The following is a 22,056-nucleotide window of genomic DNA, read 5'->3' as shown; positions in this document are numbered from 1 at the left end:
GCAGGCCGACACGGCCCTGCGCGTCGGCTATGTCGTGAACACCTATCCCCGTCCCTCGCAGACCTTCATCCGGCGCGAGATCCTGGCGCTGGAGGCGCAGGGCATCCCCGTCGCGCGCTTCGCCATGCGCCGCGACGCCGATCCCGTCACCTCGGCCGAGGATCGCGCCGAACAGGACAAGACCCGCTATGTGCTGGACAGCGGCGCCCTGCGGCTGGCGCTGGCGCTGGCGGGCGCGGTGCTGCGCCACCCCTCGGCCCTGCGCGCCGCGCTGCGGGCGGGGGCGCGGGGCGGCCCGGGGCGCGGGCGGCTGCGGCAGTTGATCTATCTGGCCGAGGCCGCCATCCTGGCCCGCCATTGCCGCGACGAGAAGCTGACCCACCTGCACGCGCATTTCGGCACGAACTCGACCGACGTCGTGCGCTATGTGCGCCTGCTGGAGGGTCCCGGCTACAGCTTCACCACCCACGGCCCCGAGGAGTTCGACGCGCCCCACGCCCTGTCCCTGGGGGACAAGCTGCGCGAGGCGCGCTTTGCCGTGGCCGTCAGCGCCTTCGGGCGCAGCCAGCTGTCCCGGTGGGCGCCGTTCGACCGGTGGGACCGGCTGAAGGTCGTGCATTGCGGCATCGACCCCGCCGCCTTCCCTGACCCCCTGCCCCTGCCGCCCGGCCCCTCGGCCGACCATCCCCTGCGGCTGGTCTGCGTCGGCCGCTTTGCCGAGCAGAAGGGCCAGATGCTGCTGATCGAGGCGATGGCGCGGACCACCGCCCCCGTGCACCTGACGCTGGTGGGCGACGGCCCGCTGGCCCCGGCCCTGCGCGCGGCCATCGCGCAAGCGGGCCTGACCGACCGCGTGGCCCTGCCCGGATGGGCGGACGAGGCCGGGGTGCGCGCCGCGCTGGCGCAGGCGCATGCGATGGTGCTGCCCAGCTTTGCCGAAGGCCTGCCGGTTGCATTGATGGAGGCGATGGCCGCCGCCCGCCCCGCCATCGCCACGATCATCGCCGGCATCCCCGAGCTGATGGTCGACGGCCGGACCGGCTGGCTGGTCCCCGCAGGCGATGCCGAGGCGCTGGCCCGCGCGCTGGATCGGGCGGCGACGACCGACCCCGACCAGCTACGCCAGATGGGCCTCGCCGCCCGCGCCCGCGCCCTGTCGCGCCATGACATCCACGCCGAGGCGGCCAAGCTGGCGGCCCTGTTCCGCGCCCACCAGCAGGACTGAGACGAACATCGCGCCCGCCCGGGCCCACCGGCCCGACAGCGCGACCCCTCCGACCTGCAGGTGAAACCGGTCCGGCGTCAGGGTCAGGGGAACGTCGCGCGGCTCCAGCCACAGGCCTGTCAGGGGGAACTGCGCCTTGAACGCGGCCTCCTTGAGACTGAAGACCAACGTGGCCGTCAGGGCCGGGGGCAGAAGCCCGCCATCGTCGTCCCCCTGCGCGCGGACCAGCGCGGCCATGTCCCCCGGCATCGGGGCGACGATCTCCAGATCCAGTCCTATTCCGGCCCAGACATCGCTGCGCGCGGCGACCGCCGCCGCCCAACCCCCGGCATGGCTGATCGACCCCACCGCACCCTCGGGCCAGATCGGGGCGCGATCGGGGCCGATGGGCAGGCTGCAGGGCGCCAGCCCCGCCTGCTGCAGGGCATCGCGGGCGGCAGCCCGCCCGGCAGCGAATTCCTGCTGCCGGGCGGGAATGGCGCGGGCCACCGCCTTGGTTTCGCCCGCCCAGAGCGGCGGGGCGGGCGCCTCCACCCGGCGCAGCGCCGCGCCCACGCCCTGGGGCAGCAGGGCGTGCAGCGCCGCGGGTGTCACTGGCCGGTGCCCTGTGGCCTCATCCGTGCGCGCAGGGCGCGCCTGGCCGCCATCAGGTCGGTGGCTGCCGCCGGAGCCGGAGCGTCCGCAGGAGCGGCCACCGGGGTCGGGGCGGCGGCAGGGGCGGCAGGCGCCGCGGCCTGTCGGGTCCCCGCCAGATGCGCGGCCAGGTTCCCCATCACCGGAAAGCGGAAGATGTCGGTGATCGAGCTGCGCGCCACCCCCAGCTCGTCCCGGATCGCACGGTGCAGCTGCACCGCCAGCAGCGAATGGCCGCCCAGATCGAAGAAGTTGTCGCCGGGCTGCACGGCGGGCAGGCCCAAGATCCGCGCCATCAGCTGGCCGATCCGGTCCTGCAGATCCGCCGCATCCACGCTGCCCGCCGGGGCCGGGGCCACGGGGGCCGGGACCGCGCCGTTGGTCGCTGCTGCGGGCGCAGGCGCCACCACGGTCGCGGGCACCGGGCGGGGTGCGGGGGCCGGGGCGGCGCTGGCCAGCGCCTTGCGTTCGATCTTGGCATTGGGCGTCAGCGGCATGGCGGGCAGCACATGGATGCGCAGCGGCACCATGAAATCGGGCAGATCGCGCGACAGGGCCGCGCGCAGCCCGGCCGGATCCAGATCCGCCGCCCCGGTGACGAAACCGATCAGTTGGCGCTCGCCCGACACTTGTGCCTGCGCCACCACGGCGACCTCGGCGATGCCGGGCAGGCGGGCCAGCCGCGCCTCGATCTCGCCCAGCTCGATCCGGTAGCCGCGCAGCTTGACCTGCTGGTCGACCCGACCGAGGAACCGCAGCCGCCCCGCGCTGTCGCGGCGGCACAGATCGCCCGTGCGATAGAGCCGCCCCTCGGGCGTTTCGGGGAAGGCGGCAGCCGTCTGCGCCTCGCGGGCGAAGTAGCCGCGCGTGACGCCCGCCCCGCCGATCCACAGCTCTCCGGCGACGCCGTCGCCCACCGGATCTCCCGACGGGTCGCGCAGGTGCAGGCTGGTGGCGGCGATGGGATCGCCCAGCCAGACCTGATCGCCCGCATGGCCCAGATCGGCGGTGGCCGACCAGATGGTGGTTTCCGTGGGCCCGTACATGTTCATGATCCGCGCCGGGCTGGCGGCGCGCAGGTCGGCCAGCAGGCCGGGGCTCAGCGCCTCGCCCCCCAGGCAGATCAGCTGCAGCTGCGACAGCGCCGCGCGCGAGGCCGCATCCTCCAGCAGCAGCCGCGCCATCGACGGCGTGGCCTGCAGATGGGTGACCTTGTGGCGCGCGATCTGGGCGGCGATGCCGTAATCGCCCTCGGACGCGGGGTTCACGCGGTCATGCAGCCGGGCCAGATATTCCAACCCCGTCAGCACCTGCGCGGGCGCGATGCCATAGTCGATCAGGCAGGCGATCTCGGTCACGCCGATGGCCTTCAGCTCGGCCACGCGCGCCGCCGCCTCGTCGACGGTCCCGAACAGCCCGCTGTCGTTGAAATAGCGCTGGAAGGCGAAGTCGAGGATCCCCTCCATCTCGCCCTCGTCCAGCGTGGACAGGTCGATCGCCATGGGATCGCTGACGCCCGCCGGGCGCTTGAAGGCCGGGAAAGCCCAGGCATATTGCTTGACCAGGGCGGCGGCGGCCCGCAGGTAATCCTTCATCGGCTCGCGTGCGACCTCCATCGACTGTTCGCGCGTGTCGGCCAGATAGCTGTGCAGCATCAGCGTGACCGAGAAATCGGCCGGATCGTGCCCCGCCTCGCGCAGGGCCGCGTGGTATTCGGGGATGCGCGCGGCGATGTCGGCCATGCTCTGGCCCAGCAGGTGGGTCAGCACGTTCGCACCGATCCGTCCGGCTTCCTGCCAGGTCGCGGGATTGCCCGCCGTGGTGACCCAGATCGGCAGTTCCTTGGACACCGGGCGCGGCTGGCTGACGACCGCAAAGGGGGTGCCGTCGGCGCGGGGGAATTCCACCGCCTCGCCCCGCCACAACCGGCGCAGCTGGTCGATCACGGTCAGCATCGCGGCCTTGTTGGCGGGCGGCGTGTTCTCGGGGCGCAGCACGAAATCGTCCGGCTGCCAGCCCGAGGCGATGGCCAGCCCCGCCCGCCCGTTGGTCAGGTTGTCGATCACCGCCCATTCCTCGGCGATGCGCGCGGGATGGTGCAGCGGCGCCACGCAGGATCCGGCGCGCACGGCGATGGTCTTGGTGACCGCCGCGACCGCCGCCCCAGTGACGGCGGGGTTGGGATAGGGGCCGCCGAAGGCGTGGAAATGCCGCTCGGGCGTCCAGACGGCGGCAAAGCCGTGGCGGTCGGCGAACTTCGCACCCTCCAGCAGCAATTCGTATTTGCGCGGGCCCGCGCCGTCATCGTTGCCCCAGTAGAAGAGCGACATCTCGGTCCCCGCCCGCGCGCCGTCCGGCGCCTCGGCCCCGCCCAGCAGGTCGCCCGCGATGACGACCTTCCAGCCGCGCGTGAGGGTCCAGAAGATCTCCAGCACGGAAATGTCGAAGGACAGGCTGGTGACGGCCAGCCAGGTCCCGGGTTGGGGCGATTGCAGCGCCGTGTCCATGCCCGCGAAGAAGTTGATCGCGTTGCGATGCTCGACCATCACCCCCTTGGGCGTGCCGGTCGAGCCCGAGGTATAGATCAGATAGGCCAGATCGGCGGCGCCGGCGGGCGTCGGGTCGGACCCCTGGCCCACGGCGTCCAGCATCAGCACCTGCGCCTGGTGCGGCGGCAGGTCGCCGGCGATGCGGGGATCGGCCAGCACCACCTGCGCGCCGCTGTCGGCGATGTAATGTTCCAGCCGCTCGGCCGGGTATTCCGGGTCCAGCGGCACATAGGCGCCCCCGGCCTTCAGGATGGCCAGCGCGCCCACCACCAGACCGATGCCGCGCGGGGCGAACAGGCCCACGGGGCGGTCGGGTCCGACCCCCATCGCCGCCAGCTGGCGGGCCAGCGCCGTGGCGCGACGGTCCAGATCGGCATAGCTCAGCGTCTCGCCGCGAAAGACCAGCGCGGTGGCGTCGGGACTGGCCGCGACCTGGGCGGCAAAGGCGGCCGCAATCGTGGCGGGGGCATCGCCCGCGGTCGCGTCGTTCACGGCCACGGTGGCGGCGCGGCCGTCGCGCAGGGTCGGCGCCTTGGCCAGCGGCAGGGCGGGATCGGCGGCGGCCAGCGTCTCGGCCAGGTCCAGGATGGCCTGCCAGGCGCCCTGCGGCAGACGGGCGCGGTCCCACCAGAGGGCGATTTGCGCCTGCGGTCCGTCGGGCAGGTCGACGCAGATCGCGGCGCCTTGGGGCACGTCGGCGGGGTCGCGGGCGACGACCAGCCCGGGCGTGCCGGGGCGGCCCAGCTCGGGCGCCCGGGCGATCAGGTCGGCCAGGATCGGGCCGCGCGCGGACAGGGCCGCCAGATCGCGGGTCAGCGTCTCGGCCAGCGCCGCCAGGGTCTGGTCGTCGGCATCGACGGCCAGCGGGCGGAAGCCGTGCATGTGATCGCGCACCCCCTCGGGCAGCGACGGGGCCAGGCCGATGTCGAAGGCGGTCGAGCCGGTCATCCGCATCAGCGCGCCTACCAGGGCGGCCAGCACGCGGCCTGCCTCCTGCGGCTGCGGCAGGACCAGACGCGCCGCCTGCCAGTCGGGCGCGGCATCCGAGGCGGTCAGTTCGGGTAGGACCAAGGGCGCCAGCCGGGCCATGCGCGCGCGCCAGAAGGGCTCGTCGCGGGCGGCGCGGCGGATGGCGGCGTCCAGATCGGGGGTGGCGGTGCCCACCGGCAGGCGGTCGCCCACGGACAGCCCGTGCGGGCGGGGCTGGCCATCCATGCCGGTCAGCCCGGACAGCGCGATGGCGCGGCCGTCGCCGCAGGCCACCAGCAGCTCGTCGGCCCCGGCGCGCAGCACCGTGCCGGGCGCGGCGGGGGCGTCGGGTCGCGGCGCGGGATCGGCCTGACCCACCAGCAGCAGCCCCTGGAGCAGCGCCACGCGCGGGCGCAGCATCGGGTTCCAGTAGGGGCCATGGTCCAGCGCGCGGACCAGCTGCGCGATCGCATCGGCGCCTTGCGCGAAATCCAGCACCGCCGCGCCTTGGGGGCGGTCGATGCGCATGTGGCGGCGGGTGGGGGCATGGGGCTGGGCCGTGCCCGCATCCTCGCCGCGTTCCAGCATCGCCGCCAGATCGGGCAGGCTGCGCAGGGCGGCCTCCCAGCAGCGGGCGTTCAGGGTCAGCGCGGTCTCGCCCAGGGCGATCTCGACGGGCACGCGCAGCAGCACCGGCCCCTCGTCCACGCCGCCGCCGATGCGGTGCCAGGTGATGGCATGGGCAGAGGCTCCCTCGATCAGCGCCCAGATCGGCGCGTTCAGGCCCGCGCGCTCGGGCAACGGCCCGTCGTGGAAGTTCACCGCGCCGCGCCGGGCCTGCGCCAGCACCTCGGGCGCAATCACCGTCAGATGCGCCACCGACAGCAGATAGTCGCAGGGCGCCACCGGTCCCACGGCCAGGTCCAGGCCGCGCGCGGCCTCGGCCAGGGCCGGATCCTCGACGGTGAAGGACACCACCCGGTGTCCGCGCGCGGTCAAAAGGCGCGCCGCCTCCAGCGTCAGCGAGGCGTTGCCGATCAGCGCGATATCAAGCTGGGTCACGGTCATTCTCCGGTCGGAAGATCTGTCGGGGGCGCGAGGGGGCCAGCGCATGTCGGATCAGCGCGCGGCCCTGACCGCGCGGAAAGTCGGGATCGGGGCGGCCCATCGACCCGCGCAGGCGGCGGATGCCAAGCCCCGTCAGATGCGCCGCCAGCGCTAAGACGGCATAGGCGCGGCCATGGTTGCGGCGATAGTAATGCTCGCGCGAGGCGAACCAGTAGTCGGGCGGCAGCGTCCATTCGCGCATGCCCGTGCTGACCGAGCCGATATGGACGACCTGGACATCGGGCAGGTAATGCGTGGGCCAGCCCGCCTGCGCGGCGCGCAGGCAGAGGTCGGTCTCCTCGAAATAGAGGAAGAACGCCTCGTCAAAGCCGCCGATCTGCGCCAGCACCTCGGCCCGGATCATCAGCGACGCGCCCGCCACCCAATCGACCGGCCCGGCCGTCTTCGGCATGGGCAGGGTCACGACATGGCGGCGCAGCAGCCGGGTCACCGGGCCGGTGCGGGCGCTGTCCTCCAGCTCGCTGCCAGCGGTCGGAAAGCGGAAATGGGTGGTATGGTGGTTCTGGTGCTCGCCCACCACGCGGCAGCCCAAGAGGCCCACGCGGGGATGGGCCTGCAGATAGTCGCGCATCGCCCCGATCGTGTCGGCGGCGAGGAAGGCGTCGGAATTCACGACCAGCGTGAAATCCGCCGCCTGCGGCAGCGGCACCCGCAGCGCGGCATTGTTGCCCGCGCCGAAGCCGCCGTTATGGCCCGATTGCAGCACCCGCAGCCGGCCGCCCTCGGTCCAGCCCTGCGCCGCCGCGTGCTCGGTCATCGCCTCGAAGCTGCCATCGCCCGAATCGTTGTCGACCAGCGTGACGGTGCCGGGGATCCCCGCCATCGCCGTCATCGCCGCTTGGGCCGCGCGCAGCGTCATGGGGGCGCTGCGCCAGTTGAGGATGATCACATGGACCGAGGCGCCGTTCATCGTTCCGTCGCTCATTCCGCGGCCCTCTGCAGCAGCGCGGGGACGGCCCGGTCGGCGGCCGCCAGCTCCTCGCGCATGCGCGCCGACAGCACCCGCACGCAGGGTTCCAGCACCATGCTGTCGTGATCGCCCGGCACCTCGGTCACGGTCAGGTCGGGCATCCAGGGCGACCACAGGTTGTCCTCGAACACGTATTCCCGCGCCGCGCTGACATGCATCCCGTTCGAGACCTTGAAGCGCCGGTCCAGCCGGGGCCGGTACAGCGTCACCGGGCCGTCCCAGGTCTCCATCCTGAACTGTGGCAGCGCGCCCAGGAAGGCCGCGTGGATGGCGGCGTTGTGGAACCCGGTCGCCTCGGCCTCGCCCGAGGGGCGGCGCTGCGCCTGGCGATAGGCCAGCTTGTCGCGCAGCCAGCGGGCGGCGAAGCCCGCGCCCTCCTCGCGGATCTCGGCGGCGCGGATCATGAGCCGGTCGCGGCGCGACAGGACGGGACGCATCGGCACCGGCGTGTCCAGCAGGATCAGCCGGGCGGTGGCCTCGCCCGCCGCGTCGGCCTGGCGCGCGATCTCCAGCGCGGTCAGCCCGCCGCCCGAGAAGCCCGCGATCAGATAGGGGCCGTCGGGCTGGATCTGGCGGATCTCGGCCAGGCAGCTGGCGGCGGCCTCGGCCAGGGTGGCATGCGGGGGCGCGTCGCCGAACAGGCCCTGCGCCTGCAGGCCCCAGACCGGGCGGTCGGGGGACAGGCGCTGCGCCAGGGATCGCAGGTTCAGCACGTTGCCGAACATGCCCGCGACGATGAACAGGGGCCGCCCGCCTCCGGCGGCGCCCTGGCTCATCGAGATCAGGTGCGTGAAGCCCTGCGCCGCCGGGGCGGTCGTGGCCACCGCGCCCGCGGGGGCGTCGGGACGCACCCCGATCCGGCCCTCGATCAGCGTGGCCAGCGCGGCCACGTTCGGCGCCTCGAAGAGCGTGGCCAGCGGCAGGTCCAGACCATAGGCCTTGCGGATCATCGAGAAGAGCCTCACCGCGATCAGCGAATGGCCCCCCAGATCGAAGAAGCCGTCATCGACCCCCACCTGCTGCACGCCCAAAAGTTCGCGGAAGAACCCGGCCAGGCTGCGTTCCAGATCGCTGCGCGGCTCGACATAGTCGTGGTCCAGTTCGGGGCGCTCGAAGGCGGTGGCGGCGCCTGCCTCGCGGGCGCGGCTGCTGCGGGTTTCCTGCGCGATCAGCTGCGGCAGGTCCATGCTGGAGATGGCGATCTGCCCCAGCCCGGAGCGCAGCGCGCGGTCCAGAAGCAGAGGGCCCTGATCGGGCGGGATGCCTTGGGCCACCATGCGCGCCAGCCGGTCCTGACCCGGCCCGTGGCCGGGATGGGACACGGGGCGCGGCCCGGCCTGCTGCACGGTCAGCAGCATGGCGGGCGCGCCTTCCAGGCGGCGCAGCGTCAGCCCCTCGATCCGGACCAGAACGGTGCCCTGCGGATCGGCCAGCGTCACGTCGAAGCTGGCATAGCCGTCCGAGGCATGGCTGAGCCGCACATGGCTAAGGATCTCGGCCGGCAGCGGGCCGTGGACCGACAGCGACCGGTAGGACAGCGGCACCCACAGCTGGGCGCGGTCATAGCCGTCGATCAGCGACATGGCCCATCCGGTGGCGATGTCCATCAGCGCGGGATGCAGGATGTAGCCTTGGTCCAGATCGGCCTGCCCGTCGCGCGACAGGCGCAGCTCGGCCAGCCCCTCGGAGGTCGCGGGCGACAGCCAGGTGGCGCGCAGCACCCGCCAGCGGGGACCGAAGGCCAGCTGGCCTTCCTGCGCCGATTCCAGCGCATGCCCGGTGGGGGCCTGATCGACGGTCATCGCGGCGCGCAGCGCGTCCGCATCCAGGGGCGGTCCGGCGCGGTCGGCGGCGTCGATGCGCGCCTCGGCCACGGGGACCGATCCCGCGCCGAAATCGGCCTCCAGCAGGAAGGCGGTGCTGCCCTCGTCCGGGGTCAGGGTCACGGTGAAGTCGCGGCTTTCGCCCGGCCCCACGATCAGCGGATGCAGGAAGGTCAGGTCGCGCAGCGCCCATGCGCCGCCCGCCCGTCCGGTGGCCTGCAGGGCCTGGGCCGCCAGCTCGATCATGCCGGTGCCGGGCATCAGCGCCACGCCGTCGCGGGTGCGGTGTTCGGCGATGATCCAGTCGTCCGAGGACAGCCGTCCGGTCAGCCGTTCGACCCCGCCCTGATCGGCGCGGGCGCTCAGCAGGGGCTGGGTCACGGGCACCGGGGCCGCGACGTCGCGCCGCCCCGTCAGCGCATCGGCGGCCATGCCGACATCGGCCCAGATCCCCCAGTTCACGGCGGTGACCTGCCCCAGGGCGCGGGGCTGCATCGCCGCCACCGCGTTGAGATATTCGTTGGCGGCCACGTAATCGACCTGCCCCGTCGCCGCGATCTCGGTCGAGGTCGACGAGAACAGGATCGTGCGGCGCAGCGGCGCCTCGGCGAAGACCAGCGCCAGGTTGCGGGTGCCGTGGACCTTGGGGGCCAGCACATCCTCGATCTCGGCGCTGGACTTGACCTGCATGGGCGCGTCGGCCACCAGGCCCGCCGCGTGGATCAGGTCGGTGACGGGGCCCAGTTCTGCGCGGATACGCGCCACGGCCTGCGTCAGGGCGGCGGCGTCGGTCACGTCGGCGGCGTCCAGCACCAGCCGGGCACCGGAGGCACGCAGGGCGCGCACCGCCGTCATCTGATGGGCCAGCCGGTGGTCGGGATCGGCCGCGATGCGCGCGTCCCATTCGGCCTCGGGCGGCAGGGGCCTCCGCGACAGCAGCGCCACGGCGGCGCCCTGATCCGCCACATGGCGGGCCAGCGTCAGGGCGATGCCGCCCAGGCCCCCGGTGATCAGCACCACGTCGCCCGGCCCGAAGGCGGGCGTGCCTCCTTCCGGCAGGGCCGCGGGCACCAAGTGGCGCGCCAGACGGCGCCCGTCGCGCCAGGCGGTGCGGGCGGGCGGCGCGGGATCCATCAGATCCTCGACCAGGCGCGGCGCCAGCGCCGCCATGTCGGGTTGCGCGGCCAGATCGATGCTGCGCGCCGACAGCCAGGGAAACTCGCGCATGCCGACGGCCAAGGGGCCCAGCACCATCGCCTTTTCGGGATTGCGCACGGCTTCGGTGCCGGTCCGCTGCGCATCAGAGGTGATGGCCACCAGGTCGATAGGCTGCCCGCCCCCCTCGCCCGCCAGGGCGCGGATCAGGTGCAGGACGGTGTTGAAGCCCTGTTCCAGATGGCGGTGGAAGGGGCTGAAGCCCGCGCGGGCGCCGGCCCGGCTGGCATCGGGCACCAGCCAGAAGCTGACGATCCGCTGCGGCAGCCGGTTCTGCGCCACCAGCGCGGCGATCAGCAGCTCGAAATCCGAAGCGCCGTTCTCGGGCGCCAGGATGAAGTCGTCCGCGCCCGGCTGCGCGAAGCAGTCGCCGGGGCGCAGGGTGACGACCTCGTGCCCGGCGCGGCGCAGCTGGGCGATGACCGCATCGGCCAGCCCGCTGTCATCGGCCAGCACCAGCCAGCGGGCCGTGTCGCCCTGCGGCGCGCCCTTGGCGTCCAGTTCCACATCGGGGGCCGACAGGCGCCAGGCGGGGCGCCAGGCCCAGCCCTGAGTATCGGGCAGGCGCAGCGGCGCGGTGTCGTTCGCGGCGCTCGAGGCCTCGGCGGTGGCGGGCTCGATGAAATAGCGCCGGCTCTGGAAGGCATAGCCGGGCAGCGGCACACGCTGCCGCCCCTCGCCCCAGATGGGCGACCAGTCCAGCGGCAGCCCCACCGCCCAGAGCCGCGCGAAGCCCATCAGGAAGAAGGCGTCGTCGTCGATCTGCTGGTCGGGATGGCGCAGGCTGCTGATGACCCGGTCGGGCGCGGCGCCATTGGCCTGGGCCAGCGCCGACATGGCGCGGCCCGGCCCGACCTCCAGGAAGACCCGGTCGGGATCGGCGCGCAGCGTGGTCAGGCAGCCGCGGAAATCGACCGAATGGCGCAGGTGCTCCACCCAATAGCGCGGATCGGTCGCCTGCGCGTCGGTCATCCAGTCGCCGCTGCGGTTCGACAGCAGCGGGATGCGCGGCGCCGACAGGGTGATCGACCGCAGGAAGGCCTCGAATTCCGGCAGGATCGGGTCCAGCATCCGCGAATGGGCGGCGATGTCGATGGCGATGCGCGCGCAGTCGATGCCGCGCGCCTCCAGCCGCGCCTGCAGGGCCGCGATGCGGTCCTGCGGGCCGGACACGACCGACAGGCCCGGCGCGTTGTCGGCGGCCAGATCCAGCCCCTCGCCCGCCTCGGCCAGCAGCTCCTCGACCGGCAGCGGCACGCTCAGCATGCCGCCCGGCGCGACGGTGTCGAACAGGCGCCCGCGCAGTTCGACCAGCGCGATGCAGTCCTCGAAACTCAGGACCCCGGCCAGGCAGGCGGCGGTGTTCTCGCCCATCGAGTGACCGGCCAGCGCCTTCGGCACCGCGCCCCAGCTGATCCACAGCTGCGCCAGCGCATATTCCACGATCATGATCAGCGGCAGCTGGACCGAGGGGCGGTTCAGCGCCTGCGCGGCCTCGGCCTCGGCGCCCGGTTCGGGCAGCCACAGGGGGCGCGGATCGCGGCCTGTCAGGCGTTCCAGCACCGCAAGGCCCCGGTCCATCCAGTCGTGGAAGACCGGCTCGGTCTCGTACAGGCCACGCGCCATGTGCACCGATTGCGCGCCGCCGCCGGGAAACAGGAAGGCCAGCTTCGGCGTGCCCGCCGGGCGGTCATGGGTGAAGACCCGGCGCGGATCGCCGCGCTCCAGCAGATCGGCGGCCTCGGTCGCATCCGCCGCCACCAGCACGCGGCGCTTGTCGAAGGTCTTGCGACCCTGCTGCAGGGTGAAGGCCACGTCGGCCAGATCGGCACCCGGGTTGTCGCGCAGCCAGGCAGCCAGCGCGGCGGAATTGGCGTCCAGCGCCGCCCGGGTGCGGCCCGAGACGACCAGCGGCTGCACCGGCCAGTCGGAGTCTTCGGAGGCCATGCGTTCGGGTGCGGCCTCGACCACGACATGCGCGTTGGTGCCGCCCACGCCGAGCGAGTTCACCGCCGCCCGCGCCGGCCGGCCCGGGGTCTGGGGCCAGGGCATCCGGTCGGCCACGACATGGAAGGGCGTGCCCTCGAAGTCGATGACCGGGTTCGGCGCCTCGAAGTTCAGGCTGGGGGGGATCTCGCGGTGATGCAGCGACAGGGCGACCTTGATCAGCCCCGCCGTGCCCGCCGCCGTGTCCAGATGCCCGATATTGGTCTTGACCGAACCCAGCCCCGTGCGCCCGCCCCCCTGGCCCAGGGAGAAGGCTTCGGTCAGTGCGGTGACCTCGATCGGGTCGCCAAGCCGCGTGCCGGTGCCGTGGCATTCGACATAGTCGATGGTCGCGGCATCGACGCCCGACAGCAGATGCGCCTCGGCGATGGCCGCGGCCTGCCCCTCGACCGAGGGGGCCAGATAGCCCGCCTTGGCCGAGCCGTCGTTGTTGATGGCGCTGCCCCGGATCACCGCCCAGATGTGGTCGCCGTCGGCCAGCGCGTCCGACAGGCGCCGCAGCAGCACGACCGCCGCACCGCTGCCGAAGACCGTGCCCTCGCTGCGATGGTCGAAGGCGCGGCAATGGCCGTCGGGCGACAGGATCTCGTTGGGCTTGTACAGATAGCCGCGCCCCTGCGGCAGTTCGATGGTCACGCCGCCCGCCAGCGCCGCGTCGCAATCGCCCGCGATCAGCGCCTGGCAGGCGGAGTGGACCGCCACCAGCGAGGTCGAGCAGGCGGTCTGGACCGACACGCTCGGCCCGCGCAGATCGAAGGTATAGCTGATGCGGGTGGACAGGAAATCCTTGTCGTTGCCGGTATGGCGCAGCAGGAACAGGCCCGTCTCCTCGACCAGGTCGCGGTTGGAACAGATGTTGACCGAGAAGTAGCTGCCCATGCCGCAGCCGGCCCAGACCCCGACCGCGCCCAGATCGTCGGGCCGGTGGCCCGCATGTTCCAGCGCGTGCCAGCAGGTTTCCAGGAACTTTCGGTGCTGGGGGTCCATCACCGCCGCGTCCTTGGGGCTGAATCCGAAGAATTCGGCATCGAACTGGTCGAACCCGTCCAGAAGCGCGGCCCGGGCGACGTAATCGGGATGGCCGCTGCGCGCGGGTGATTCGCCCGCCGCGCGGAGGTCCTCTGGCGTCAGGTCGCGGATCGATTCGACCCCCTCCCTCAGGTTGTGCCAATAGCTGTCCGGATCGCCCGCACCGGGCAAATCAAGGCCGAAACCGACAATAGCAATATCTCGCGCGTTGGCTGGGATCTTTGACAAGACCGGCTCCCTGACTGACAACTCTTTTATCCCCGGTACCGAGAGGCATCGGCCGATCAGGACATACCATGTGAACCTGCGACGAAAGCTTTACCAAACCCGCCAGACGGATGCATGTTAATTTAAACGAAAGTGTATGGAAATAGGGTCCCTTTTCGCATAGGCGATGACCCATTGTTGAGGGGGTGGTCTTGGGTAATCCGTTGGCGCTGATGATGCTGGCCGCGTGGCCGGTTGTTGCGGCCGTCCTGTTCTCGCGGCTGGACCAGACGAAGGCCGTGATCTGGACCGTCCTGGCAGGCTATCTGCTGCTGCCGCCGGCGATTGTCGCCATCAACATCCCGCTTCTGCCCCAGATGAACAAGTACTCGATCGCGGCGCTCGCCGCGACCGTGGGCGCGCTGATGCTGCGCCAGCAGTCCCCCCTGCCCTGGCGGCGCCCCGAGGGCTGGGTCGTCTTCCTGGCGGGCCTGATGCTGGCGACGCCCCTCTTCACCGTCATCACCAATCCCGAGCCGCTGATCGAGGGCGTGTCCTACCGCCCCGGCCTGACGGCCTTCGACTTCATCAACGGCACCCTGGCCGTCATGCTGGAGCTGCTGCCCTTCCTGCTGGGCTACATGATCCTGTCCTCGATCGCGGGGATCCGGGCCTGGATGACCGCGCTGACCCTGGCGGGGCTGGCCTATTCGCTGCCCATGCTGCTGGAGATCCGCCTCAGCCCGCAGCTGAACGTGTGGATCTATGGCTTCTTCGCCCATGATTTCAGCCAGTCGATCCGCTACGGCGGCTATCGCCCGATGGTCTTCCTGGAACACGGGCTGTGGGTGGCGCTGTTCGCCGTCATGGGCATCCTGAGCGCGGCGGTCGCGCTGCGCGACGCCCAGGGGACGTCGCGGACGCGGCACTGGGCGGTGCTGCTCTATCTGCTGCTGGTGCTGTTCCTGTGCAAGAGCGTCGCCTCGATGCTCTATGCGCTGACGATGGTGCCGCTGATCCTGTTCATGCCCCCCATCTGGCACGTGCGGGCGGCGGCGGCGCTGGCGCTGGCGGCGCTGATGTATCCGCTGCTGCTGTGGCTGGGGCTGTTCCCGGTCAGCTTCTTCGCCGACACCGCCCTGGCGCTGGACGCCGAACGCGGCCGCTCGCTGATCTTCCGCTTCAACAACGAGCAGGTGCTGCTGGACCGCGCCAGCCTCAAGCCGCTGGCGGGCTGGGGCGGATGGGGCCGCAACCTGGAGGTGGATCCCAATTCGGGCGACTACACCAGCGTCAGCGACGGCTATTGGATCGTGGTCATGACCATGAGCGGGGTCATGGGCTATGTGGGCGCCTTCGGGCTTCTGTGCGGATCTGTGATCCGGCTGTGGATGGCGGCGCGGCGGGACGGGATCGACCGCTGGACGGCGGGCCTGACGCTGATCATGGCGGCCAACCTGGTCGACCTGATCCCCAACGCCACCATCACGCCGCTGAGCTGGCTGACCGCCGGCGCGCTGGCGGGGCTGGCCGCACGCGGCGCCACCGCGCCCGCGGCCGAGGATGCGCGGCTGGTCCCCGTCTCCCGGGGCGAGGCGCCCCTGCGGACCATCCTGAGATGAGCGGCCCGCTGGCCGACCGCCATGCAGGCTATCGCCCCGAGATCGACGGCCTGCGCGCCGTCGCCGTGGGGGGCGTGGTGCTGTATCACTTCGACCTGCCGGGCCTGCCCGGGGGCTTCACCGGCGTCGACGTGTTCTTCGTGCTGTCGGGATACCTGATCGGGGCGATCCTGTGGCGCGAGTTCACCGCCACGGGGCGGATCGACCCGGTCCGCTTCTTCCTGCGCCGCTTCCGCAGGCTGGCGCCGGCCTGGTCGGTCGTGGCGCTGGCGGTCTTCGCGGCCGGCTACCTGATCCTTCTGCCCCACGACCTGCGCGAGCTGGGCAAGTCGCTGATCGCCGCCTCGCTGTTCATCGCCAATATCCAGTTCTGGCGGCAGGCGGGCTATTTCGACAGCAGCTCGGCCGAAAAGCCGCTGCTGCACATGTGGTCGCTGTCGCTGGAGGAGCAGTTCTACATCGTCCTGCCGCTGGTCCTGCTGATCTGCATCCGCCGGCCCCGGCTGGCGCTGGTGCTGCTGGGCGGGGGCGCGGCGCTGTCGCTGGCCCTGTCGGTGGGCCTGACCGCGCGCGACCAGACGGCGGCCTTCTTCCTGTTCCCCTTTCGTGCATGGGAGCTGCTGTCCGGCGTCCTGCTGGCCATCTGGGCGCAGGATCGTCCGGGGCCGCGCCGGGGCTGGATGGGCTCGGCGGCGGGGCTGGCGCTGGTCGTGGCGGGGATGATGGTGATCCGGCCCGGCGCGGGCTTTCCGGGGGCCTGGGCGCTGATCCCGGTCCTGGGCACGCTGCTGCTGATCCGCCACGGGCAGGCCGCCAACCCGGTCAACCGGCTGCTTGCCTGGGGGCCGATGCGGGGGCTGGGGCTGATCTCGTATTCTCTCTACCTGTGGCACTGGCCGATCCGCAGCCTGTCGGATTTCGCGCTTGGCCCCGGGCGGGGGCTGCTGGGCAATATCGGCCTGATCGGGCTGTCGGTCCTGCTGGCCTATGCGACCTGGCGGTGGGTCGAACAGCCCACCCGCAATGCCACGCGGCTGCCCTCGCGGCGCATGATCGCGGGGGTGGCGCTGTCATCCCTCCTGCTGCTGAGCCTGGGGGGCTGGTCCTACACGCGCGACGGCCTGCCCGAACGCTGGTCGCCCACGGTGCTGACCCATGCCGATGCCGCGCAGGACTTCATCCAGGACTGGTCGCGCTGCTTCACGCCGCAAACGGGGCACTTCGCCGGGATCCAGACCTGCCCCATCGGCCCCGAGGGCCCGCCGCAGATGCTGGCCTGGGGCGACAGCCACCTGCGCGCCATCAAGGAGGGGCTGGACCGCGCTGCGCACGAGGCCGGGACCCCGGGCCTGCTGATCTGGCGCGCGGGCTGCCCGCCGATGTTCGGGGTCGAGAAACGCGAATCCGCCGCGACCCGCGTGCAGGACATCGCCTGCACCCATGCGAATGCCCGGATTGAGGCCGCGCTGCGCGACAACCCCTTCCCCGACGTGCTGCTGGTCGGCCGGTGGAGCTATTACGCGACCGGCTCGGGCGTCGGCGCGGATGCCCACAACCGGATCGAGGTCGTCCCGGCCTGGCCCACCGCCGTCGACGCCACGCTGCGGGCGCTGACCGCGATGGGCAGCCGCGTCCATGTGCTGCGCCAGGCCCCGGAAATTCCCAATTATGGATCCCTTCCGGTGGCGCGCGCGTTGGCCCGCAACGAAGCCGTCCCGCAGGATCGTTTTCAGGTCGCGCTGCTTGATGCTTTGTCCCGAGAGGCTGCGGGGCTTGCGCCATTTGTCGCAGGACCGTCCAGGATCGAGTTGATCGACCCCTGGCCCTTGCACTGCGACGCGAACACCTGCAGCGTTCTGCGGAACGGTCGAACTGTTTACTTTGATAACAACCACCTCACCAACCAGGGGGCCCTGCAGATGCGGCATCTCTTCGACCCCTTGCTGACCTTGCGGAACCGCTCCTGATGAAGGATGTCGCGGACAAGACTTGGGATGTGATCATCGTCGGCGCGGGCCTGGGCGGGGGCCTCTGCGGTCGCGCCCTGGCCGAGGCCGGGCTGTCGGTCCTGTTTGTCGAGCAGGGCCCCGCCACGCCCCGCCAGGCCGAGAACGGTCAGGAGACCGAGCACGAGGATCCCTTCGCCCGCCTGATGTATGGCAGCTGGCCGCTGCCGGTCGAATCCACCGTGAACGGCGAGACGACGACCGCCTACGGCTCGCAGGGCGTGGGCATCGGCGGCACCTCGGCCTTCTACGCGGCAGCGCTGGAACAGCCCGAGCGGCACGATTTCGAGACGACGCCCGAGATGCCCCATCCGACCGGCGGCTGGCCGGTGGGTCATGACGAGTTCCAGCCCTGGTACGACCGGGCGCGGCAGCTGATGTGCATCAATGGCGGTCAGGATCCCTTGGGCGATCCGGTGACGGGGCTGGCCACACCCCGCCCGCTGTCGCCGCGCGACGCGGCCTTGGGAAAGGCGCTGGAAGGCGTCGGGCTGCACCCCTATCGCGCGCAGCTGGGCATCCGGCAGGTCGAGGGCTGCATGGAATGCATCGGGCGCAAATGCCCACGCGACTGCAAGATGGACGGCCGCTCGGCGGGCGTGCTGCCCGCGCTGGCCACCGGCCGGGCCGAGGTGCTGCACGGCGCCCGGGCGCTGGCCCTGACCGGGCAGGGACGCACCGTGACCGGCCTGCGCGTCCTGCGCGACGGCGCCGAACTGGAGTTGCAGGGCCGGGCGGTGGTGCTGGCGGCCGGCGCCTTGGCCTCGCCGCGCCTCCTGATGGCCTCGGGCACCGACGCCTGGCCGCAGGGCGGCGCGGATTCCAGCGGGCTGGTGGGCCGGGGACTGATGTTCCACATCAACGAACGCATCGCCATCTGGCCGCCGCGCGACGCCCCGCCGCCCTCGCCCGGGCCGCTCAAGACCTTCTCGCTGCGCGACTTCTATGCCCACAAGGGCGACCGCATGGGGCTGTTCCAGTCGCTCGGCCTGCCCGCCGATTACGGCAACATCCTCTATGTCCTGCACGAGCGCTACGACGCCTCGATGCTGGGCAGCTTGGGGATGGGACGCGAGTTCATGCGCATCCCCGCGCTGATCGCCGCGCGCATGCTGGGCGAGGCGCGCGTCTTCGCCGGCATCCTTGAGGATCTGGCCGACGACGCCAACCGCGTCCGCTTCGACCCGGACCGACCCGAGATGCTGCTTTACGACTACACGATGTCGGACGAGCTGATGGCGCGGCGCAAGCGCTTCCGGCGGCTGCTCAAGGCCAGGCTGAAAGGAGTGCGGTCCATGTGGCTGAACCACACGCCCGAACTCAACATCGCCCATCCCTGCGGCACGCTGCGCTTTTCCGACGACCCCAAGCGGGGCGTGCTGGACCGCGACTGCCGGGCGCATGACCTGGACAACCTCTATGCGGTGGATGGCAGCTTCATGCCCAGTTCCACCGGGGTCAATCCGGGGCTGACCATCGTGGCCAACGCCCTGCGCGTGGCCGAGGCCATGACCCGCCGCCTGAAGGAGCAGACGTGATGCGCGCCGACATGACGGCCAGCCCCGTGCTGCGGCACCGCGCGACCGGGACCTGCCTCGCCGCCGGCGGACGGCAGGTGGCGGTGATCACCGGCGCGGGCCTGGGCCTGGGCCGCGCGCTGTCGGTCGAGCTGACCCGGCGGGGCATCCATGTCGCGGGCATCGGACGCGACCCCTGCCATCTGGCCCAGACCGGCGATCTGTGCGTGCCCGGCCAGTTCACGGCGCTGCGCGGCGATGTCAGCCAGCCCGGCCCGATGCGCGAGCTGGCCGCGCAGGTCGAGGCACAGGTCGGCCCGGTCTCGATCGTGGTCAACAACGCCGCGATCTATCGCCGCCAGGATTTCCTGGGCGCCGTCGCGGAAGAGGTCGTGGACCACGTGATGGTCAACACCTGCGGCCCGATCAATGTCACGGCGGCCTTCATGCCCGGCATGCTGGATCGCGGGCGGGGCCGGATCATCAACGTCTCCAGCTTCGCGGGCGGCAATCCCCTGCCGGGCAGCCTGGGCTATACGGTGTCCAAGGCGGGGGCGCGGGTCTTTTCCCAGGCCCTGACGGTCGAGCTGGCCCGCCGCATGCCCCATATCACCGTCACCGAATGGATCCCCGGCATCATGGCCACGCGCACCGGCCGCCCCTCGGGCATCCCGCCCGAGACGGTGGCGGCCTGGGGCGCGACCCTGGCGCTGGACGACAGCCCCGACCTGCACGGCGCGATCTTCCTCTGCGACGCCGAGATGCTGCCGCCCCGCTCGCTGCGCCGGCGCGTCAAGGACGCGCTGCTGCTGAAACCCTCCCGGCGCCCGCGCATCCTGGCCCCCGCCATGGCGCCCGCCCCCGCCCTTGCCGATCCCCGAACCGGAGACCCTGAATGACCTGCCCGCCTGCCCGCCTTGCCACCGCCGCCGCCGCCCTGTGGATCACCCTGGGGGCCCCCGCCCTGGCCGAGATCCCCCCCGCCGCCGCGCGCGACGAGGCGCGGATCTATTTCTTCGGCAACAGCCTGGTCCACCACCTGACCGACAGCGACGAGACGACGGTGCCGCACTGGATGGCACTGATGGCCCGGCAGGACGGGCGCGAGTTCGGGGCCGATGGCCGGTGGGGCTTTCCGCGCAACTTCGCGACCGAACTGCCGCCCCACACCAACTGGGAATTCGCCGAGGTCGAGAAGGTGTGGAATTCCTATCGCCAGCCCTTCGGCGCGGCGGGCTTCGACACGATCATCTTCAACCCCGAGAACTTCATCCAGTACGACCGGGCCGACCAGCCCTACAACGGCGACAATCCCGATCGGGCGACGCCGCTCGGCGCGACCATGAACGTGCTGGACTGGGTCATGGAGAATGCCGAGGCGCCGCAGTTCCTGATCTATGAGGGCTGGGCCGACCTGCACCCCTTCGCGCGGGAGTTCCCCCCGACCGCCCCCGAGATGGCGCAGTACTATGCCCATGCCAGCGGCACCTATGCCCGGTGGTACGACGATTACGTCGCCCGCCTGGCGGCGCTGCGCCCCGATGCCGGGGTCGCGCTGATCCCCGTGGGCCGCGTCATGGCGCAGGTCCTGTCCGAAGAGCCCCTGGTGCAGATCCCGGCCGAGGTGCTCTATTCCGACCTCTCGCCCCACGGGACCGAGACGATCTACCTGCTGGCCGCGATGATCACCTATGCCTCGATCTATGGCGCGCCGCCCCCGGCCGGGATGCAGTTCCCCGACACGATCGACCCGACATTCGCCGCGGCCTATGACCAGACCGCGGAGCGTATCTGGCAGATCCTGCAGGACGGCGCCCGGTGAACCTGCGCCGGGCCCGGATCGGGCTGCTCTTCAGCGGGGAAAGCCTGGTGCAGCGCGCGGTGCGCGGCTCGGCGCTGACGATCCTGGGCTTCGGGGGGATGCAGGCCATCCGGCTGGCGTCCAACCTGATCCTGACGCGCCTGCTGTTCCCCGAGACCTTCGGCCTGATGACGCTGATCATGGTGATCATCCAGGGCCTGAACAACTTCTCGGACGTGGGCATCACGCCCGCGATCCTGCAAAGCAAGCGCGGCGACGACCAGACCTTCCTGAACACCGCCTACACGATGCAGGCCATCCGGGGCGTGATCCTGTGGTTGGGCTGCTGCATCTTGGCGGTGCCCGCCGCGCGCTTCTACGACGTGCCCGAGCTGGCCTGGTTCCTGCCGGTGGCGGCGACCACGACCATCATCTTCGGCCTTCTGCCCACCAAGGAGGAGACCGCGAACCGCCACCTGCGCATGGGCCGCCTGACCATGGTCGAGCTGGCCTCGTCGGCGGTGACCACCATCCTCACCATCATCCTGGCCGCGATCCTGGGTTCGGCCTGGGCGCTGATCATCGGCCTTGTGACCGGCGCGCTGATCAAGGTGGCCATGGTGCAATGGCTGATGCCGGGCCCCACCAATCGCTTCCAGTGGGACCGCGACTGCGCGGCCGAGCTGATCAGCTTCGGCAAGTGGATCCTGCCCGCGACCGTGGTGGGCTTCGTCATCTCGCAGGGCGACAAGGCGGTGCTGGCGCGGCTCTTAAGCCTGACCGACCTGGGCATCTACAACATCGCCTTCTTCCTCGCCAGCTTTCCGATGATGCTGGGGATCGCGCTGATCTCGCGCGTGATGATCCCCATCTATCGGTCCACCGCCGAGGATCCCACGCCCCACCACATGCGTCGCGTGCGGCTGATGCGGATCGGCATGACCGGCAGCTTCATGCTGCTGCTGGCCCTGCTGGCGACTTTCGGCGAGGGGCTGGTCGGGCTGATGTATGACGACCGCTACACGGCGGCCGGGGAACTGGTCACGCTGATCGCGCTGGCGGGCATCCCGGCGCTGATCGGGCTCAGCTACGACCAGGCGGCACTGGCCGCCGGGGATTCGCGCAACTTCTTCTGGGTGACGCTGGTGCGCGCGACGCTGTTCCTGTCGCTGTTCACGCTTGGCGCCTGGCAGGCGGGCATCCCGGGCGCGCTGGCCGGACAGGCGATGGCCGCGATCCTGGCCTATCCGATGCTGGTCCGCCTGGCCCGGCGCCACAATGTCTGGGACCCCTGGCACGATCTGGGCTTTGCCATCCTGGGCCTGATCCTGGCGGCGGCGCTCTTGGTCTGAGGA

At 71.6% G+C, this 22,056-nt stretch carries 11 protein-coding genes; 7 read left to right on the top strand and 4 right to left on the bottom strand.

Annotation, left to right across the window (positions count from 1 at the left end; translation table 11 throughout):
* Positions 1–16: 16 nt before the first annotated feature.
* Positions 17–1,225 carry a glycosyltransferase gene (locus E4191_RS21415; protein ID WP_139616456.1) on the top strand — a complete coding sequence of 403 codons (1,209 nt, stop codon included), beginning with the start codon at positions 17–19 and terminating at the stop codon, positions 1,223–1,225.
* Here the strand turns inward: E4191_RS21415 and E4191_RS21410 are convergent.
* Genes E4191_RS21410 through E4191_RS21395 form a run of 4 tightly spaced genes read right to left on the bottom strand, consistent with a single transcriptional unit; the run spans position 1,118 to position 13,776 of the window.
* Entirely contained in the window at positions 1,118–1,819 is a 702-nt protein-coding gene (locus E4191_RS21410; protein WP_139616361.1) for a 4'-phosphopantetheinyl transferase family protein, read from the bottom strand. The genes E4191_RS21415 and E4191_RS21410 overlap by 108 nt on opposite strands.
* Positions 1,816–6,438: a MupA/Atu3671 family FMN-dependent luciferase-like monooxygenase gene (locus tag E4191_RS21405; RefSeq protein WP_228461910.1), complete on the bottom strand. Its 4,623-nt coding sequence runs from the start codon at positions 6,436–6,438 to the stop codon at positions 1,816–1,818. Before E4191_RS21405 ends, E4191_RS21410 begins: the two co-directional genes overlap by 4 nt.
* Positions 6,425–7,429 carry a glycosyltransferase family 2 protein gene (locus E4191_RS21400; protein ID WP_228461909.1) on the bottom strand — a complete coding sequence of 335 codons (1,005 nt, stop codon included), beginning with the start codon at positions 7,427–7,429 and terminating at the stop codon, positions 6,425–6,427. The genes E4191_RS21405 and E4191_RS21400 overlap by 14 nt, the downstream gene beginning before the upstream one ends.
* Positions 7,426–13,776, bottom strand: a complete 6,351-nt coding sequence (locus tag E4191_RS21395) for a type I polyketide synthase (RefSeq protein WP_176562845.1) — start codon at positions 13,774–13,776, stop codon at positions 7,426–7,428. The genes E4191_RS21400 and E4191_RS21395 overlap by 4 nt, the downstream gene beginning before the upstream one ends.
* Positions 13,777–13,967: 191 nt before the next feature.
* Here E4191_RS21395 and E4191_RS21390 point away from each other — a divergent pair, with 191 nt between their 5' ends.
* Genes E4191_RS21390 through E4191_RS21365 form a run of 6 tightly spaced genes read left to right on the top strand, consistent with a single transcriptional unit; the run spans position 13,968 to position 22,053 of the window.
* Positions 13,968–15,377 (top strand): hypothetical protein, encoded by a 1,410-nt coding sequence (locus E4191_RS21390; RefSeq protein WP_139616358.1) that lies wholly within the window; start codon positions 13,968–13,970, stop codon positions 15,375–15,377.
* Positions 15,374–17,344 carry an acyltransferase family protein gene (locus tag E4191_RS21385; protein ID WP_139616357.1) on the top strand — a complete coding sequence of 657 codons (1,971 nt, stop codon included), beginning with the start codon at positions 15,374–15,376 and terminating at the stop codon, positions 17,342–17,344. The genes E4191_RS21390 and E4191_RS21385 overlap by 4 nt, the downstream gene beginning before the upstream one ends.
* A complete protein-coding gene (locus tag E4191_RS21380; RefSeq protein ID WP_139616356.1) occupies positions 17,344–18,921 on the top strand; it encodes a GMC oxidoreductase in 1,578 nt (525 codons plus the stop codon). The genes E4191_RS21385 and E4191_RS21380 overlap by 1 nt, the downstream gene beginning before the upstream one ends.
* Entirely contained in the window at positions 18,921–19,799 is an 879-nt protein-coding gene (locus tag E4191_RS21375) for an SDR family NAD(P)-dependent oxidoreductase (RefSeq protein WP_228461913.1), read from the top strand. Before E4191_RS21380 ends, E4191_RS21375 begins: the two co-directional genes overlap by 1 nt.
* A complete protein-coding gene (locus E4191_RS21370; RefSeq protein WP_139616354.1) occupies positions 19,796–20,722 on the top strand; it encodes a T9SS C-terminal target domain-containing protein in 927 nt (308 codons plus the stop codon). Before E4191_RS21375 ends, E4191_RS21370 begins: the two co-directional genes overlap by 4 nt.
* Positions 20,719–22,053, top strand: coding sequence for an oligosaccharide flippase family protein (locus E4191_RS21365; protein WP_228461908.1), 1,335 nt, complete (start codon positions 20,719–20,721; stop codon positions 22,051–22,053). The genes E4191_RS21370 and E4191_RS21365 overlap by 4 nt, the downstream gene beginning before the upstream one ends.
* Positions 22,054–22,056 lie beyond the last annotated feature (3 nt).

It is taken from the genome of Paracoccus liaowanqingii (assembly GCF_004683865.2).
In the GTDB taxonomy this organism is placed as follows: domain Bacteria; phylum Pseudomonadota; class Alphaproteobacteria; order Rhodobacterales; family Rhodobacteraceae; genus Paracoccus; species Paracoccus liaowanqingii.
This window is presented reverse-complemented; position numbering and strand designations above follow the sequence as displayed.

What these genes read in the sequence shown, in the direction of transcription:
- E4191_RS21400 (WP_228461909.1), bottom strand. Translation starts at nt 7,429, where the DNA reads ATGAGCGACGGAACGATGAACGGCGCCTCGGTCCATGTGATCATCCTC.
- E4191_RS21385 (WP_139616357.1), top strand. Translation starts at nt 15,374, where the DNA reads ATGAGCGGCCCGCTGGCCGACCGCCATGCAGGCTATCGCCCCGAGATC.
- E4191_RS21380 (WP_139616356.1), top strand. Translation starts at nt 17,344, where the DNA reads ATGAAGGATGTCGCGGACAAGACTTGGGATGTGATCATCGTCGGCGCG.
- E4191_RS21375 (WP_228461913.1), top strand. Translation starts at nt 18,921, where the DNA reads ATGCGCGCCGACATGACGGCCAGCCCCGTGCTGCGGCACCGCGCGACC.
- E4191_RS21370 (WP_139616354.1), top strand. Translation starts at nt 19,796, where the DNA reads ATGACCTGCCCGCCTGCCCGCCTTGCCACCGCCGCCGCCGCCCTGTGG.